The 17,688-nt window shown below is 59.1% G+C and carries 16 protein-coding genes; 6 read left to right on the forward strand and 10 right to left on the reverse strand.

The annotated features are described in order from the left end of the window. Positions 1–70: 70 nt before the first annotated feature. The 3 genes from A8C75_RS12950 to dinG all read right to left on the reverse strand — a co-directional run bounded on the left by A8C75_RS12950 (position 71) and on the right by dinG (position 5,010). Entirely contained in the window at positions 71–1,093 is a 1,023-nt protein-coding gene (locus A8C75_RS12950; RefSeq protein WP_067383007.1) for an NAD(P)H-dependent glycerol-3-phosphate dehydrogenase, read from the reverse strand. A 94-nt stretch (positions 1,094–1,187) separates the two neighbouring features. Then, positions 1,188–2,867 carry an ATP-dependent RNA helicase RhlB gene (gene rhlB / locus A8C75_RS12955; protein WP_084784053.1) on the reverse strand — a complete coding sequence of 560 codons (1,680 nt, stop codon included), beginning with the start codon at positions 2,865–2,867 and terminating at the stop codon, positions 1,188–1,190. Positions 2,868–2,886: 19 nt separating this feature from the next. Next, positions 2,887–5,010: an ATP-dependent DNA helicase DinG gene (gene dinG, locus A8C75_RS12960; RefSeq protein ID WP_067383010.1), complete on the reverse strand. Its 2,124-nt coding sequence runs from the start codon at positions 5,008–5,010 to the stop codon at positions 2,887–2,889. 132 nt (positions 5,011–5,142) lie between these two features. Between dinG and lexA the strand changes: the two genes are divergently transcribed. Both lexA and A8C75_RS12970 read left to right on the forward strand, forming a co-directional pair. Then, on the forward strand, positions 5,143–5,763 hold the full coding sequence (gene lexA, locus A8C75_RS12965; RefSeq protein WP_067383013.1) for a transcriptional repressor LexA: 621 nt from the start codon (positions 5,143–5,145) through the stop codon (positions 5,761–5,763). Next, the gene (locus A8C75_RS12970; protein WP_067383016.1) at positions 5,760–6,218 is read left to right on the forward strand and encodes a cell division inhibitor SulA; all 459 of its coding nucleotides are present in this window, start codon (positions 5,760–5,762) and stop codon (positions 6,216–6,218) included. Before lexA ends, A8C75_RS12970 begins: the two co-directional genes overlap by 4 nt. A 248-nt stretch (positions 6,219–6,466) precedes the next feature. Here A8C75_RS12970 and A8C75_RS12975 read toward each other — a convergent pair whose 3' ends face one another. The 3 genes from A8C75_RS12975 to topA form a co-directional block, all read right to left on the reverse strand. Continuing rightward, the gene (locus A8C75_RS12975; protein WP_067383019.1) at positions 6,467–6,712 is read right to left on the reverse strand and encodes a hypothetical protein; all 246 of its coding nucleotides are present in this window, start codon (positions 6,710–6,712) and stop codon (positions 6,467–6,469) included. A 136-nt stretch (positions 6,713–6,848) separates the two neighbouring features. Next, positions 6,849–7,367 carry a DUF6586 family protein gene (locus A8C75_RS12980; protein WP_067383022.1) on the reverse strand — a complete coding sequence of 173 codons (519 nt, stop codon included), beginning with the start codon at positions 7,365–7,367 and terminating at the stop codon, positions 6,849–6,851. Positions 7,368–7,387: 20 nt separating this feature from the next. Beyond that, positions 7,388–10,027, reverse strand: a complete 2,640-nt coding sequence (gene topA / locus A8C75_RS12985; protein ID WP_067383025.1) for a type I DNA topoisomerase — start codon at positions 10,025–10,027, stop codon at positions 7,388–7,390. Positions 10,028–10,214: 187 nt separating this feature from the next. Between topA and A8C75_RS12990 the strand changes: the two genes are divergently transcribed. Then, entirely contained in the window at positions 10,215–10,937 is a 723-nt protein-coding gene (locus A8C75_RS12990) for a DNA topoisomerase I (protein WP_157890292.1), read from the forward strand. Between the two features lie 70 nt (positions 10,938–11,007). Here the strand turns inward: A8C75_RS12990 and A8C75_RS12995 are convergent, their stop codons facing one another. Together A8C75_RS12995 and A8C75_RS13000 are read right to left on the reverse strand one after the other, a co-directional pair. After that, the gene (locus tag A8C75_RS12995) at positions 11,008–11,238 is read right to left on the reverse strand and encodes a DUF1653 domain-containing protein (RefSeq protein WP_067383031.1); all 231 of its coding nucleotides are present in this window, start codon (positions 11,236–11,238) and stop codon (positions 11,008–11,010) included. Positions 11,239–11,250: 12 nt separating this feature from the next. Beyond that, positions 11,251–11,760 carry a hypothetical protein gene (locus tag A8C75_RS13000; protein ID WP_067383034.1) on the reverse strand — a complete coding sequence of 170 codons (510 nt, stop codon included), beginning with the start codon at positions 11,758–11,760 and terminating at the stop codon, positions 11,251–11,253. A 92-nt stretch (positions 11,761–11,852) separates the two neighbouring features. Between A8C75_RS13000 and A8C75_RS13005 the strand changes: the two genes are divergently transcribed. Next, on the forward strand, positions 11,853–12,293 hold the full coding sequence (locus A8C75_RS13005) for a universal stress protein (RefSeq protein WP_067383037.1): 441 nt from the start codon (positions 11,853–11,855) through the stop codon (positions 12,291–12,293). An 87-nt stretch (positions 12,294–12,380) separates the two neighbouring features. Here the strand turns inward: A8C75_RS13005 and A8C75_RS13010 are convergent, their stop codons facing one another. Further along, entirely contained in the window at positions 12,381–14,264 is a 1,884-nt protein-coding gene (locus tag A8C75_RS13010) for an ATP-binding cassette domain-containing protein (RefSeq protein WP_067383040.1), read from the reverse strand. 145 nt (positions 14,265–14,409) lie between these two features. On the opposite strand from A8C75_RS13010, the gene A8C75_RS13015 reads away from it, so the two are divergent. After that, a complete protein-coding gene (locus tag A8C75_RS13015; protein WP_084784054.1) occupies positions 14,410–16,383 on the forward strand; it encodes a transglycosylase SLT domain-containing protein in 1,974 nt (657 codons plus the stop codon). A gap of 135 nt (positions 16,384–16,518) precedes the next feature. After that, positions 16,519–17,319 (forward strand): TatD family hydrolase, encoded by an 801-nt coding sequence (locus tag A8C75_RS13020; protein ID WP_227819911.1) that lies wholly within the window; start codon positions 16,519–16,521, stop codon positions 17,317–17,319. Between the two features lie 69 nt (positions 17,320–17,388). Here the strand turns inward: A8C75_RS13020 and A8C75_RS13025 are convergent, their stop codons facing one another. Continuing rightward, a complete protein-coding gene (locus A8C75_RS13025) occupies positions 17,389–17,634 on the reverse strand; it encodes a glutaredoxin family protein (RefSeq protein WP_067383046.1) in 246 nt (81 codons plus the stop codon). Between the last annotated feature and the right edge of the window lie 54 nt (positions 17,635–17,688).

Here is a 17,688-nt window from a genome sequence, read left to right on the forward strand (position 1 = left end):
AGTCTGACGCCTAGGGCACTACCGCTGGCGCCGGCGTTTAACACCCTCGCGCTTGCCGGATACCCACCTTTTAGCTGCGCGGCAGGACAAACTCGACATCACTGCTCTGCTCGTTGAGCATCAGCATTTTGGCCACCGCTGCGGCCGGGGCATGATTGAACACCACCTCATAAAGACCGTCCACCAGGGGCATGTAAATCCCCAGCTGATCTGCCTTTTCCTTGACGCGGTGCAGGGTGTTGACCCCTTCTGCGACCTCACCCAGCGCCGCGACCGCCTGCTCCAGTGCCTTGCCTTCACCCAAAGCAAAGCCGACCCGGTAATTGCGCGACAACGGCGACATGCAGGTGACGATAAGATCCCCCACTCCCGCAAGCCCCAGAAAAGTCAGCGGATTGGCCCCCATGCTGACAGCAAAGCGGCTCATTTCCGCCAGGCTGCGGGTCATCAGCATGCTGCGGGTATTTTCTCCCATACCCAGCGCATTGCTCATGCCCGCAGCAATGGCATAAATATTCTTCAGCGCACCGCCAAGTTCAACACCATACATGTCGGTACTGGCATAGACCCGAAAATAGGCGGTATGCAGCGTTTTCTGCACCAGCTCGCGCAGCGCCTCGCTTTCGCTGGCAATAACCGTCGCCGTGAGCTGCCGCGCAGCCACTTCCTTGGCAAGGTTGGGCCCACTCAGAACACCGATGCGGGCGTCCGGCAGCTCGTCGGCGAGGATCTCACTCATCAGACTGAAGGTACCCGCCTCGATACCCTTGGTGGTGCTGACGACCATTTGACCGGGCGTCATATAGGCTCTGGCTTCATGCACCAGGGCACGAAAACCACCGCTGGGAATGGCCACGAACACCAGTTCAGCCCCACTCAGCGCATCTTCGAGACTGGCGTGCGCTTCAAGCGCAGCCGCCAGCGGATAGCCCGGCAGATACTTGCTGTTTTCACGATTCTGACGGACGTTCTCGACCTGCTGTGCGTCGCGCATCCAGAGCCGTACCTGGATGCCTTTTTCCGCCATGATGTTGGCCAGCACAGTACCAAAGCTGCCACCACCCAACACGGTCACCTGCATCGCACCCTTCATCGATCAAAACTCCCTGAAATTAGACTGTGGCTGGACACACTGCCAATGCAGTGATGCCGTGCAGGGTGCCAGCGGGCAGCCGGCACCCTGCAGATCAGACCTTGGGCGCGGAGCCGGACTCGTCGGCGGCATCGACTGCGACCTCAGCAGCTTCAACAGCCGCGTCGGCCTGCTGCAACCTGGCAGCCTTCAGAGCATCTTGCGCCGCCTGGGTCTCAGCCACCTTGTCAGCATCAGCCGCCTGCCCGGCTTCAGCAGTTTCTTCAATTTGGTCAGCTTCTGCAGCCTGCTCTGGCTCATCAGAGGCCTGCACGACCGGCACTGCGGCCAGGTCATCAACGGGGGCGTGGGGCTGAGCGTCAGCAGACAAGTCTTCAGACGCCCCTTCAGACGACGCTTGCACCGGGGCATCATCGGCATCAGTGGCAACCGCCACCTCTGTTTCTTCTGCCACAGGAGCGGCCACCGGCATGATATCGAGCAACAGCTCGGGATCGGGGTGCAGGCAGTTCATTTTCACACCGGTTTCAACTTCAATTTCCGGAATCAGGAAAGAGTCATTTTCACAGGCGAAACACACCGAAGCACCGGTTGCGCCGGCACGACCGGTACGGCCAATACGGTGCACGTAATCTTCCGGGTCTTCCGGCAACTGGTAGTTGATAACGTGGGTCACGCCGTCGATATGAATGCCGCGCCCGGCCACATCAGTCGCCACCAACACCTGGATCTTGCCGCTGCGGAAATCTTCCAGCGTACGCAAGCGCTTGTTCTGCGGAATCTCGCCGGACATCAGCGCCGCGCGCAGACCGTCTTTCTCGAGCCGCTCGGCCAGAGCACGGGTTTCATGGCGGCGGTTGCCAAATACAATGACCTTCTCGATGCCATTGACACGGATGTAATTGCGCAGCAGACGATACTTCTGACTGCTGGACACCAGGAAGACGGTCTGACTGATATTGTCGGTGGTCTTGCGATCCGGTTCGATCTCAACCCGCACCGGATCCACGGTCCATTGCTGCGCCAGGCTCATGATATCGTCGGAGAAGGTGGCACTGTAAAGCAAGGTCTGACGGTCTTCGCCCTTGCGCGGCGTCTGGCGAATGATGGTGCGCACATCGGGAATAAAGCCCATGCTCAGCATGCGATCGGCTTCATCCAGCACCAGCACTTCGACGTTGTACAGATCCACTTCCTTGGAACGCACGAAATCAATCAGTCGCCCAGGCGTCGCCACCAGAATATCCACCGGGCGTTCGCGCAGCTCCGAGCGCTGTTTTTCGTAATCCATGCCACCGACCAGCGCAACGGCACTGATATCGGCATATTTGCCCAGATCCACCGCATCGGATGCGATCTGCAGCGCCAGCTCACGGGTCGGCGCCACGATCAGCACGCGGGGCTCGCCCATGCGACGCTCTTCACCCAGCGGAAAGTCGATCAGATCGGTGATGATGCCGGTCAGAAAGGCCGCCGTCTTGCCGGTACCCGTCTGGGCCTTGCCAATAATATCCTTGCCCGCAAGCGCAGACTCGAGGGTGGCCGCCTGAATCGGCGTACAGTACTGATACCCCAGGTCCTGGATGGCGCGCAGCATGGCATCCGGCAGATTGAAGTCATGAAAACGCGACTTGCCTTCTTCTACTGGCACTACAAAATCCGCCGGTGACCACTTCTGCACCTTGGGGGCGCTGCGCGGGCGCGAGCCGCCACGCTTGCGTGAGGATCCGCGGGATGGACGTCTGCGCTTGTTGCTCTTATCGTCGTTAGTCAATGTGAAACCTTAAACCCTGTTAGTTCAGTTTGCGCCTGAAAGGTGGCAACGCATCCAGCAGCTGTCTGCCATAGCGTTTCGTGACCACCCGGCGATCCAGCAAAATAATGTTGCCGCTATCCTGTTCTGTTCTGAGCAAGCGCCCTACCGCCTGGGTGAGGCGCATGGAGGCCACGGGCACGCTCCAGTCAATAAAGGCATTGCCGCCCTGGCGCTCAATCCACTCCGCCATGGTTGCGTCCACCGGATCATCCGGCACGCTGAATGGCAGCTTGGTAATAATGACTTCAGTCAGGTAGTCACCGGGCAGGTCGACACCTTCGGCGAAGGACGCCAGACCAAAAATAATGCTCTGCGTGCCCTTGTCGATCGCCGCCCGATGCTGCTGCAGTATTTCATTCTTCGAAAACTGGCCCTGGGACAGAATCGTATTCTTAATGGAATCACCCAAGTGTTCAAGCACAGTGCGCATCTGGCGCCATGAACTGAACAAAACCAGGGTAGCACTGGCCTGGGGCAGCCGCTTGGCAAGAAAATCAGCAACCTCTGCAGTATGGGCCTCGGGGTTCGAGGGATCCGCCTGCATGGGGGGCACCCAGAGCTCGGCACAGCGCTGATGGTCGAACGGGCTTTGCAGCCGTTCGCAGGGGCTGTCCGCGGGCAAGCCCAGATCCACCAGCACACGGTCAAAGTGCCCCAGGGCCGTCAGCGTTGCCGAAGTGACAACAGCGCCGTAACAGTGCTGCCACAGATGCTCGCTAAGCGTTGCCGCCGCCGACACCGGGCTGCTGCGGCACTCGAAATCCACCCCGTCGGGAGATTCAATCACATTGATCCAGCGCGCCGTTGGCGAGCTGCCCTCGGGATCCGGATTGCGATAAGAACGTGCCAGCGAGTGGATCGATTGCATCCGCGAGAGCAATAACCCAGTTTGCGGATACCAGCGCTCCGCTGCATCCTTTTCGATCTCAGGAATACCGCCATCGATGGCTTCTTTAAGCAAATCCACGATTTGCTCGAACTTGACCACCGCCTTGTCTGCAACCTTGGCCACATCTCCCGCCTCGATGCGTAGCGCCTCGGGTAACTGGCCGTTGGGGAAGCGGAAACGATCCGACTTGGGGCTACCGCTGGATTCGGTGAGCAAAGCGCGCAGGGTGCGCTGAAAGCTCTCCAGACACTGATTCAGGTCGGTAAAAGGCTGGGCCAGCTGTGTTATATAGGTGCTGAGCACCTGATGTTCGCCACAGTCGACGCGCATTTTCTCCAGCTGGCGGGTGGCCGCCGAAAGCCAGCGAATGCTACCCGCGACTCTCATGCTGTAGGAGAAGTGACCGATCGCCTTGGCCGCCAGATGGTGGCCTTCGTCAAACACATAAATGCTGTCGGCGGGATCCGGCAGAATGGCGCCGCCCCCCAGGGCCAGGTCCGCCATCACCAGATCATGATTGGCAATCACCACCTCAGCCTGATCCAGGGATTCCCGCGCACGGTAAAACGGACAGGCACTGAAATTGTGGCAGCGCCTGTTGGTGCACTGCAAGTGATCGCTGGTGAGCGGATGCCACAGCTGATCTTCCAGTTCGCGCTTGAGGTTATCGCGGTCACCGTCCCAGCGGCCGGAGGCAAACTCGTTCAGCAGTTCGCGATAAAGCCCCAGGTCCGCCTCATCGAGCTTGTGGACCTGTTCATCTTCGTACAGCGCCATCTGCCCCATCGCGCCCTGACTGTCGAGAATACGCTCGGCCTTGCTGATACACAGATAGCGCCCGCGCCCCTTGGCCAAGCTCACCTTGACCGGCAACTGGGCGTGCAGCGCAATATCCGGCAGATCCTTGTACAGCAGCTGTTCCTGCAGCGCCACGGTTGCCGTCGAGAGCACCAGTTTCTTGTTGGCGGCCTTAGCTATCGGGATGGTGCCCAGCAGATAGGCCAGCGTCTTGCCCGTACCGGTGCCGGCTTCTACCAGCACGACATGACCCTCGGACTGGCGCACACCCGAGGCATCGGCCTGGACACCACCAATAACACGCGCAACGGCACCCACCATCTGGCGTTGCCCATAGCGCGACTTGAGACCCTTGGCGTCCAGAAACGCTCTATAGGCCTGCTGAATCTGTTGTTTGAGGTCCTCGGTTAGCAACGCGGCATCCGGATCAGCTGAGACAGGAGCCGCGATTCTAGCAAAACACTGGATATATCAACAGAATTTGCTTTACGGGATTAAGCTACTGTATATACTTACACCTACTGTATAAAACAACAGGTTAAAACCATGAAGCTGACTCGCCGACAAACGGATGTGCTCGAGTGCATCAAAAAGCATATCGAAACCTCCGGCTACCCGCCCACGCGGGCCGACATTGCGCGTGATCTTGGCTTCAAATCAGCCAATGCCGCTGAAGAACACCTCAAGGCGCTGGCGCGCAAGGGCGCGATTGAAATCATTCCCGGCACCTCCCGCGGCATACGCCTGCCGGACCTCGGGCTCGATGCCGCCAATGAAAGCCTGCCCATTGTCGGCCAGGTAGCGGCAGGCTCACCCATACTGGCCCAGCAGCATATAGAGGATCACTGCACCATTTCGGCGGATTTTTTCCATCCGCCGGCGCACTACCTGCTGCGAGTAAAAGGCCAGAGCATGCGTAATATCGGCATCATGGACGGCGACCTGCTGGCGGTACATCAGTGCCAGGAAGCCCGCAACGGCCAGATAGTGGTCGCGCGCATCGGCGACGAAGTTACAGTGAAACGCTTCAAGCGCGAGAATAATCGCGTTTACCTATTAGCCGAGAACGAAGACTTTGCCCCCATCGAGGTCGATCTCAGGGAGCAGGACATATCCATTGAAGGCCTGGGTGTCGGCGTTATCCGCCGCGGAGGAGAACCACTATGAACCTGGCACCGACCCCCAAATACCGTCGCACCCTTTGTCAGGGCAAGAGCCTAAATGCCGCCAGCAAAACCCCTGCCCTCAGCGGCAAAGGCGCCGGTAAACTGACCGAAATCATTACCCATGACAGCAACCTCTCCAGCATGCCCCTGCTGATGCCACTACTGGCACAACTGAGCCGGGATGATCGCTGGTTTGCCTGGGTCGCACCGCCTGCACTGCTGCCAAAAACACTGTTGACCGATGCCGGGATCGATCTTGGCAAGGTCATTCTGCTGCAACCCGACAGCGGCCACAGCGTGTTTGATCTCGCCCGCCGCGCCCTGAGTGCCGGCACCTGCCATGCGGTAATTTCATGGCCGGGCTACTTGTCGGAGTTTGAACTCAAGGCACTCGAACAGGCAGCGGCCTGTGGCGACAGCCAGGGTATTCTGATTCGGGGTCGGGAGCACGCCTGAAGCCGCCAGGCCTGCCTGCCTGCCTGCCTGCCAGGCCTGCCTGCCTGCCAGGCCTGCCTGCCTGCCTGCCTGCCTGCCCAAGCCTCATATTGAGTGACACTCAGGGCAAGAGGCGCGTGAGCTGCAGCGCATCCAGTCGATAACCACAGCCGTAGCCCAGCCCAGCCCAGCCCATGAGCGAACACCCATGAAGGTCCGGACTGCAGTTCGTAAATAGCAATTTTTGAAGAGAGGTTAGGGAAAAGCCGTTAGTGAATAACAGGCGGCCTGAGCACATCGGCCTCGGCTTCACGCTGGCGCGCACCCGCCTCAGCCACCAGCTGAACACCGGCGGACAGCATAATCTTGGCGATATTGATACGCTCGTCACCCAGCTTGCTGGACAACTCATCGGAAAAGCTTAGCGTCAGTAGCGGCTCATCCTGCTCACTGGAACGACGAACAACAATTTCACCCGTCTCCAGCATGACAATTTCAAGCAATGCGTCTTTCATTTAATCCTTTCGCCTTCTGCTTCGGCGCCCGGTGCCGCCTTGAAACCTGCTACCCGCACCTTTATCAGCATGCATAGATCCGCTCTATACCTGAGTGACCGCCAGCGACACTCAGGGTAAAACGGCTACTGCAACCTCACCATTCCTGCATGCCGGCACGCAAGCGCTCGACAAGCTGGGCCAGCTCGCGCTGCCATAGCTGACACTGCTGAGGCGTGACTTGCGTTACCGTATCGGCACTGAGCGGCATCAATCGAATCTCGGACTGACTCTCAACCGCATTGAGCGCCTGGGCCTTGGCGCCTGGCTGCCAGCAGGCTTCATAGGCCGCGCGCAAGCGCCGCAGCCAACTGGCGGCATCCTGCTCCAGCGAGGCCAGTTCGGTACGCTCGGGCGACTGCACCGCCGCCTGCTCAAAGAGCGCATCAAGGTCGGCAAAACTCTGCAGCTGTGCCACCTCCAGACGGTAGTGATCACCGATTTCACACAGAAAGGCACCATAGGCCGACGCCAGATGGAACAGCACCGACTCCTGGCAACACTCAACCTGAGCCTGACGACTCCAGCCGGTGGAAACCTGCGCCTGGGCCAGCTGCTCCAGCTGCAGTTGAACAAAGTTCAGCTTCTGGCTGGTGCGGGTCACAAATACGCTCATGCAATCTACTCCGCCACCGGCTATTTGGCTTTTTTGGCCTTTTCTTCCACCACCCAGCGACCGCCATCAAAGTAGGCGCGCCACCCGGTCGCCTTGCCGTCAACCTCCGTCATCACATACTGCTCCTTCGTCTTGCGACTGAAGCGTATCAGCGTGGGATTGCCATCAGCATCCGCAACGGGCGCATCAAACAGGAAGCTGTACTTGGGGTCGATTGCATCCTTGTGAGGCAGTAACTCCCCAACCTTGGGCGGCCGGGTTTCACGATTTTTCGGAAACTGACTCGCCGCCAGGAACAGGCCACTGGCACCGTCACGCAGAATATAGGTATCGTCAACCTTTTCGCACTGCAACTCAGGCATCGGCACCGGATCCATCTTCGGCGGCGCGGCCTCGCCGCTTTTCAGCAGCTTGCGGGTATTCTTGCATTCGCTGTTGGAACAGCCGAAGTACTTGCCGAAACGACCCGTTTTAAGTTCCATCTGGGCGCTGCACTTGTCGCACTCGATGGTCGGACCTTCATAGCCCTTGATGCGGTAACTGCCAAACTCCACTTCAAAACCGTCGCAATCCGGATTATTGCCACAGACATGCAGTTTGCGGGTCTGGTCAATCAGGTAAGAGTCCATCGCGGCACTGCATTTAACACAGCGGTGCTTCTTGCGCAGCAAACGTGATTCAGCCTCATCGTCGGCATCTTCACTCACCACCTCGTCGCCGGACACCAGGTTGATGGTCTCCTTGCAGCGCTCCTTGGGCGGCAGCGCATAGCCGGAACAGCCCAAAAAGACACCGGTACTGGCAGTTCGAATCATCATCACTCGGCTGCACACCGGACAGGGAATATCGGTTTCCGTCGGCGTATTGGGGCGCATGCCGCCCTCTTCGCTGCGCGACTCTGCCAGCTTCTGGACGAAACCTGCGTAGAAGCCATCGAGCACCTGCTTCCAGTTCTTGGAACCACTGGCCACATCATCCAGCGCCTCTTCCATGCGCGCGGTAAAACTGAAGTCCATCAGATCGGTAAAGTTTTCCGTCAGGCGCTCGGTCACGATATCGCCCATCTTCTGGGCATAAAAGCGCCGATTCTGTACCTCGACATAACCGCGGTCCTGAATCGTGGAGATGATCGCCGCATAGGTGGAGGGACGGCCAATACCGCGCTTTTCAAGCTCCTTGACCAGGCTCGCCTCGGTGTAACGCGGCGCAGACTTGGTGAAGTGCTGCTTGGGATCAAGCACTTCGAGTGCCAGCGTCTGACCGGCCTTGAGGTCCGGCAGAATAACATCTTCGTCGTTCTTGCCCTTGGTCGGAAACACCCGGGTAAAGCCATCAAACTTGAGAATTCGACCGCGCGTACGCAGCTCAAAGTCGCCGGCACTGACCTGCACCCGCGTACTGAGATATTCCGCTGGGTTCATCTGACAGGCCAGGAATTGCCGACGGATCAGGTCGTACAGCCGCTCGGCGTCGCGCTCCATATTGGTCAGCGCCGTCGCCTCGATACTGACATCGGACGGTCGAATCGCCTCGTGTGCTTCCTGCGCGCCTTCCTTGCTGCTGTACACCACAGGCGCGTCAGGCAGGTATTTGCTGCCAAACATATCGCCGATATATTCGCGACACTGCGCCACCGCGTCAACGCTGAGGTTGGTGGAATCGGTACGCATATAGGTGATGTAGCCGGCCTCATACAGCCGTTGCGCCATCATCATGGTCTTCTTGACGCCGTAGCCAAGGCGCGTACTGGCGGCCTGCTGCAGCGTCGAGGTAATGTAGGGCGCACCCGGCTTGGTACTGGTCGGCTTGTCTTCACGCTTGACGACCTGATAGGTCGCACCTTCAAGCAGCTTCAGTGAAGTGCCGGTTTCCTGCTCGCTGACCGGCCGGAATGCCTGATCCTTGTAACGGGTCACCTGCAGTCGCACGGCAGCCTTGTCTGCGGTCAGGGTATCGGCGTGCAGCTCCCAGTACTCTTCGGGCACAAAGGCACGAATTTCCCGCTCACGCTCCACCACCAGGCGGGTCGCGACCGACTGCACGCGCCCGGCGGACAGACCGCGCGCAACCTTTTCCCATAGCAGCGGCGACAGCATATAGCCCACAACACGATCGAGGAAACGTCGCGCCTGCTGCGCATTGACCCGCGCCAGGTCAAGCTCGGAGGGCTTCTCGAACGCCGCTTTAATGGCCTTCTTGGTGATTTCGTTGAACACCACGCGGCGGTAGCGGGAATCATCGCCGCCGATGGCCTCACGCAGATGCCAGGCAATGGCTTCCCCCTCGCGGTCCAAATCGGTCGCGAGATAGATTTCGTCGGCGTTCTCCGCCAGACGCTTCAGTTCTTCAACGACCTTTTCCTTACCGGGAAGAATCTCGTAGTGGGCCGCCCAGCCATTGTCAGGATCGACGCCCATGCGTCCGATCAACTGCTCCCTGGACTTGCGCTCCTTGTACACCGCCTTGTCCTCGGGCGACATCTTGCGTGTCAGCGCCGCCTGGCGTGCCCGTTCCTTCGGATCACTTTTGGTTGCGGTTCCGCTGGTCGGAAGATCGCGAATATGGCCTACGCTCGACTTAACGACATACTGGCTGCCGAGGTATTTGTTTATCGTCTTGGCCTTTGCCGGAGACTCGACGATAACGAGTGACTTTCCCATAGAATAATGTTCCTTGGCGCGGAATCGGCTAACTGAATCAGCGTGCATATATAAGTGCTGACATTGCGGGGGTCAAGCAAAGCGAAGAAAAAGCTGCTTTTTAGGCCGCGATAGGGTCAGAACGCTGCATCAGATGAAAAATGCTTCTGTTACACTTTATAATTCAGAGAGTTAATAACCAACCCCCATGGCACTCATGCTGCACGACAACATCATCATACTCATCACGATCGCCGTTGTCGGACTCCTGGCCCTGATTGGAAGCCACATTATCAGCCAGCGCGAACAGCATGCCCGCAGCCAAGCTGCGCGGGTAAAGTGGCTCGGTCAACAGGCGGAACACGGCATCAATGCCCTGGGAATTTTGCGTGCCTGCAGCTGCAAGCCAGAGATCATTGAACGGATTGAAAGCCATGTTGCAGGGCTGATCAGTGAAATGGCGACCCTGACGCCGGACAATCCGCTACTGAGCACACTCAACAGCCAGAAACAGAGTGCGGATCGCGCCACGGCAGCTGCCGCGGCGCTGAACAGCGATCGCGCCATCAAGCGGGCATCCATCTTCATTAATTACGCCCGCGAGCTGTTAACCGAGATGGCGCAGAACAAAAGCCTGCCACCGGCACTTGCCAAAAGCTATGCCAAGGAGCTGCACTGGCTGAATGTATCGATTATCGCCACGGCACACCTGACTCAGGGTCAGAAAAGCCTTGGTCTGCAGGACAAACCCGCCGCCCTGTCGCACCTCAAGCACGCCAAGGCGGTACTGACCCGCGCCATGGTACCGCAGCAGTTCAAGCAGGAGCGTCTGACCCAGATCCAGACCCTGCTGGACAGCCTGGAGCCGCGCCCGCAACGTTCAGACGGTGTCTTGGCGGACAATCTGGATGCCTATTTCAAGGATCACTGAACCTTTAAGGACCGCCACACAAGCGACGTCTGAAAAGCACCATTAAGCCCACAGCATCAGATAAGCGCTTTCACGCCTTGTCGATACGGGCAAAGCGTGCGACCGGCTCACCGGCAGGACCTGATACAGTTTCGATAAACATTGACAGCGGCCGCACCCAGAGTTCGCGCTCGCCGTAACAGGGTCTATACACCACCAGCCACTCTTCGGTTTCCGAATGACGGGCACAGCCCACCACTTCGTACTCACTGCCCTTGTAATGCCGATAGAGCCCCGGCTGCGGCTGTTGCAGATTGCTCACATTTACCTCCTGTCAAAAACCCTGGTCTGCGATTTTTCGCAGAACGGCCTGAATCTTCTCGACACCCTCAACACCACCACGCTCACCCCAGAATGCAGTGACGTAGAGCGACGTCGACTCCAGCGCAACCACATCCTCCGGCAGCCCCGACAACGCCTCTGCCAACATATCCAGCTGTTCTCGGGACAGCATTCGCTCGCCCTGCTTCCAGCTCCAGCCTGCAGGCAAACCTTCATTGGCCAGCGACTCGAGACGAAACAGCTGCCAGGGCTGCAGACGATCACGCTGCGCCGCACTGAGCCCATGACGCAGATGTCGGTACGCGGCACGCTCATACTCCTCGGCCTCGGCCTCGCCCGTTGCTCGCGGCGCCGCCAACCTGACCATCTGCACCTGCAACCCCAGGGTGCGGGCCTTGCTGCGCACCAAAGCCTGCGCCTTTTCCCGCGGCGTTGGCATGGCCCACATCATGGAGCCTATGAGCGACAGCATGATCAGTACAATTATTCCCCAGGTCCACATAAAGTTGCACGCCTTACTGAAGGTTTGAATGCCCGATTACCGGGCCACTATGCTAATCTCAAGTTAACGCAACCAGACGGAAACCTTTGATCATGAGTGCTTATAAACGAATCTTGCTGGCGGTTGACCTGTCTGAAGAATCAGATCAGCTAATCGACAAAACCTGTGAGATCGCCGAGCGCAACAACGCAGAGCTGAGCCTCATTCACGTGATCGAGCCTCTGAGCTTTGCCTACGGCGGTGATGTCCCGATGGACCTGACCACCATTCAGGAGCAACTCGACGATCATGCCCGCGTTAAGCTCGACAGCTTTGCCGCCCGCCTCAGCCACCCGGTGACCCACAAGTTCATTGTCAGCGGCCATACCGAATCTGAAATCCACCGCCATTGCGACGAGCATTCCATTGATCTGGTGATCGTGGGCAGCCATGGCCGCCACGGCCTGTCACTGCTGCTCGGCTCAACCGCCAATGGCGTACTGCATGGCGCCCACTGCGACGTGCTCGCCATTCGCGTGCAACCGATCAAATAAGGTTCTGCCCGGGGCCGGCCAGCACCGCTCCGGGCTCACTCAAACCAAAGAATTAAGCAGCGCCTGCACAACAGCCGCTGCAGCACCTTAGTCCTGCATCGCTTCCAGTTCGACCCAGCGCTCCATCAGCACTTCCACCATTTTCTCCTGCTGCGCAAAGGCATCGAGCCCGGCCTGCACCTTGTCCTGACCCTGCTCATAGAAACGGCTGTCCGACATGGCGGCCTGGAGTTCGGCCAGCTTGGCCTCGGCGGCTTCCAGCTGCGCCGGCAGCCCGTCCAGCTCACGCTGCACTTTATAGCTCAGTTTGCGCGCCGCCTTGGGCGCTCCTTCCTTGCCCAGCACCGGCTTTTCAACCCGACCTTTGGACGTCTGGGCCACGACCGGCTGTGGCCTTTGGCGAATCCAGTCGTGATAACCACCCACGTATTCGTTGATCCTGCCCTGGCCTTCAAATACCAGAGTGCTGGTCACGACGTTGTCGAGGAAGGCACGGTCATGGCTGACCAGCAGCACGGTACCGGTGAACTCCAGCAGAATTTCCTCCAGCAGCTCCAGAGTCTCCACATCCAGATCGTTGGTCGGCTCATCGAGCACCAGCACGTTGGCTGGCTGGCTGAACAATTTGGCCAGCAGCACGCGGTTACACTCACCGCCGGACAGCGCCTTGACCGGCGTGCGAGCACGCTCAGGCGCGAACAGAAAGTCGCTCAGGTAGCTGATGATATGACGGTCCTTGCCATTGATGCTGATGCTTTCACGGCCCTGGGAAATGTTGTCGATAACCGTTTTTTCCATATCCAGCTGGCCACGCAGCTGATCGAAATAGGCCACTTCAACCTTGGTACCCTGATTCACTACACCGCTATCAGGTGCCTGCTGACCGAGCACCAGCTTAAGCAGGCTGCTCTTGCCAATACCGTTGGGCCCTATCAGGCCAATGCGATCACCGCGATTGATGGTCAGCGACAGCTTGTCCACCAGGGTACGACCGTCGTAGCCCAGGGATACGTCCTTCAGTTCCGCCACCAGCTTGCCGGAGCGCTGTGCGGTTTCCAGACCAAACTTGGCCGAGCCCTGGCGATTGCGCCGCTCGGACCTTTCGCTGCGCAGCGCTTCCAGCGCCCGGACGCGACCCTCGTTACGGGTACGACGTGCCTTGACCCCCTGGCGAATCCAGACTTCTTCCTGGGCCAGCTTCTTGTCAAACTCGGCATTGTGACGGGCCTCTTCGTTCAGCATCTGCTCCTTGCGCACCTTGTACTGGCTGTAGCTACCAGGGAAGGACACCAGCTTGCCGCGATCAATTTCGACAATGCGCGTTGCCAGAGACTCAACCAGCGACCGGTCATGGGAAATAAACAGCAGGCCGCCGCGGAAGTCTTTCATCTGCTGTTCGATCCACTCGATGGTCTCGATATCCAGATGGTTGGTAGGCTCGTCGAGCAACAGCAGGTCAGGTTCCTGCACCAGGGCGGCACCGAGCGCCGCACGCCGGCGCCAACCACCGGACAACTCTGACATCAGGCGATCTTCCGGCAAACCCAGGCGCTCCATAACGCGCTGCACCTTCTGCTCCAGGTGCCAGCCATCCACGGCTTCGATCTGCTGCTGCAGCACATCAAGCTTGGCCATGGTGCGCTCGTCATGCTCCATGACCAGCTCTTCGTAACGCTGGCGCATTTCCACAACCTCACCCAGACCGCTCATCACCACGTCCCGTACACCGCGTTCATCCGCCGCCGGCAGTGCCTGGGGCAGCTCGGCAACACGACAGCTCGGATCAACCCAGAATTCGCCACCATCGGCCTGCAACTGACCGCCGATAAGCTTCAGCAAGGTCGATTTACCTGCGCCATTGAGCCCCACCAGCGCCACGCGCTCACCAGGGTCAATCTGAAAACAGACTTGGTCCAGCAATGCCCTGGTACCAAAGGCGATGGAAATATTGTCAAGTCGTATCAGCGGCATAATGTATCTATTCGGCTCATTTGAGGGGACGCACATTCTACAGGAAATCCACCGTAAATATGAAAACTGTTCAACCCCTGTATTTTCTACAGATGACTCCAGTAGACTGGAGTAAAATTCGGCTAAACAGGGCTGTAAACGGACTATGAAACCACTCTCCAGAATATGCGCGGCGCTAACGCTGGGCTGCACTTTTTCACTGCCGTTACTGGCGGCCAGTACCACGGCCGACACCTACGCCCGCGAGCGGGCTAGTTATCTGCAGGCAAAACAGGCGATCGCAACAGGAGACTGGAACACCTTTAACAGCATCTCACCCAGCCTCAGGAACTATCCGCTTTACCCCTACATTGAATACGACCAAATGGAACGGCGCCTGGCCAGCGCCAGCCAAAGCCAGGTCGATCAGTTTGCCGCCAGCCACGCCGATACGCCGCTGGCGTCGCGCCTGCAGCGCAGCTGGATCAACCAGCTGGCGCGCCAGCAGGCCTGGCACGGCCTTCTGCGCGCCATGGCGCAAAACCCAATCAGCGGCACCAAATACCAGTGCCTGGAACTCATAGCCCGACTCAACACCGGCGACACGGCGACAGCCTATGCCAGCGCCGCCGAGCTCTGGGATGTGGGCAGCTCCCAGCCCAATAGCTGCGACCCCCTGTTCGATAGCTGGATCAAGGCCGGCAACCTCAATTCCGATATAGCCCTGAGCCGTTTATCCAAGGCGATTGAAGCTGGCAATACATCACTGGCCAAATACGTACAGCGTTACCTCACCCAGCCTGAGCACAAGTCGGTCAGCGATCTGTTCCTGAAGGTCAGCGCAGATCCTGCAATTCTGAAAGACCGCAGCCTGCTAAATTCTGCCAACCCCCTGCACGGCCGCATCGCCGCTTACGGCATCCGCCAACTCGCGCGCAAGGATCTGGAACAATCCTTCGCGCTCTGGCTGCGCGACCGTGACCGCCTCAAGGTGGACCCGCAACGTCGAGCGACCCTGGATAGTTACTTCGGCGTGCGCATGGGCAAAAACTTCCTGCCCGACTACGAGACACTGATGGGGCGCCTGGATCCCGACTTCCAGCACCAGGAGGTTACCGAATGGCGCATTCGCAACGCCCTCACCCGGCTTGACTGGAACAGGGTACAGCAGCTGATCAAGCGCCTGCCGGCGGAACTGCAAGCGAACGAGCGCTGGCTGTACTGGAACAGCGTGGCGATCGACCGTACCGGCAAGGGCAACAACAGCCCGGACAGCCTGTCTCGGCTGATCGGCTCGCGCAATTTCTACAGTTTTCTCGCCGCCGAAATGCATGACCGCCCCTACAACCTTGAGGACGAACCCGCGGGCTTTGACAGCGCGCAGCTCGACCGCCTGGAACAGAGCCCTGCCTTCAAGCGCATGCGCGAACTGCTTTACCTTGATGAGACCTACCAGGCGCGCTCGGAGTGGAACCATGCTCAAACCCGGCTCAGTGACGCCGACCGCCACGCCGCCGCCCATGTCGCCAGCCGCTGGGGCTGGCATGACCAGTCCATTCGGGGGGCCATCAGTTCGAATCGCTGGAACGACCTGTCCATCCGCTTCCCGCATCCCTACAAGGCGCTGTTCAAGCAATATGCGGCTGAGCGTGGCATCAACCGCACCTGGGCACTGTCCATTGCCCGCCAGGAAAGTGCTTTCCAGGCATCGGTGCAGTCCAGCGCCGGCGCCCGTGGCCTGATGCAGCTGATGCCCAATACCGCCGCCCAGGTGGCCAAGCGCTACACCGTGCCTTATCGCAACAGTGCCGACCTGAATACCCCCGCAACCAACATTTCGCTGGGCACCGCCTATCTCTCGCAGATGCTGGAGCGCTTCAATGGCAACCGGGTATTTGCGACGGCCGCCTACAACGCAGGCCCGCACCGGGTATCGCGCTGGCTGGAAGAACGCGGCAACCTGCCGCTGGATATCTGGATCGAGACCATTCCGTTTGATGAAACCCGCAACTACGTGCAGAACGTACTGGCATTCGGCGTTATCTATGATGTCCGCGACCAACAACCCACGCGCATGCTGAGCCCGGCCGAGTCCGCCCTGCTGGCACTGTACCAGTCCGGCAGCGCCAAAAAGCTCTGACGCAGGCCCCATCTGTTGTGACAAGACCACCGGCATCCTGATCGGAGCCGGTGGCACACCAGACCGGAAACGGCCCACACCGCAGTACCAATAACGCCCAGCGTTCAGAACCCCGCCCACAGCAGGAATAATACTGTGCTTACACCCATGACCGACATTGGCGTCAACCTCACTGACAGAAGCTTTGCCGAGGATCTGGACGCCGTGCTGGCACGCGCCACTGAGGCGGGCGTCAGCACCCTGATCGTGACAGGCACCAGCGTCACGGGCACTGATGCCGCCCGCGCCCTGTGCCAGAGCCGACCAGGGCAGCTGTACTTCACCGCCGGCGTGCATCCACACCATGCCAGAGACTACAGCCATGCTGCCCACCAACAACTGCGCCTGCTCGCACGCCACCACGCCTGTGTCGCCATCGGCGAAACGGGGCTGGATTTCAATCGCAACTTTTCCAGCCAGGACGAACAGATGGCCGCCTTCGAGCAGCAAGTCGAGCTGGCCATTGAAACCGGCCTGCCGCTGTTTCTGCACGAGCGCGACGCTCATCCGCAGCAGCTCGCCATACTCAAACGCCACCGCGACTCAATCAGCCGCGCGGTCGCCCACTGCTTTACCGGCAGCGAGGCGGAGCTGCAGGGCTACCTTGAACTGGACCTGTACATAGGCCTGACCGGCTGGATCTGCGATGAACGCCGTGGCAGCCATCTGCTGCCGCTTATCCGGGATATCCCGGCGGACCGCCTGCTGCTGGAAACAGACGCACCCTATTTGCTGCCGCGGGACATACGCCCCAAGCCGAAGTCCGGGCGCAACGAACCTTGCCATCTGCCCCACATTGCCGAGCGCGTGGCGCTCGCCACCGGCGAGCCGATCGAGACCCTGCGGGCACGACTGCATGCCAACAGCCAGACCTTTTTCAACCTGGGCGGCCGCTAACGACCACCAATAAGCAATCTGTAGGCTTTTTCCAGGCCCTCTATCTCTGGCCCTCTTCTCCCAAACGCGCTACTTCAGCCCCTCGATAAAGGCCAGCAAACCGGCACGATCAAACGGCCAGCCAAGCTCCGCGCCACTGGCCTCGTCCAGCAACACCGGAATGCGCACACCATAGCGCTCCACCAGAGCGTCTTCCTCGGCAATATCCACTTCATCAACGCTATGCTGCGCGGGATCCAGTGAGGTCACAATGAGTTCAATCGCCTCATCGCACAGGTGACAACCGCTGGTACTCATCAATAGAAAATGCCGCATTGTGATTCCTTGCAATCCAGTTCCCCGCCGTCAACAGCAACGGCGCCCCGCATT

Origin of the sequence: Marinobacterium aestuarii, from assembly GCF_001651805.1 — a bacterium.
GTDB lineage: Bacteria > Pseudomonadota > Gammaproteobacteria > Pseudomonadales > Balneatricaceae > Marinobacterium_A > Marinobacterium_A aestuarii.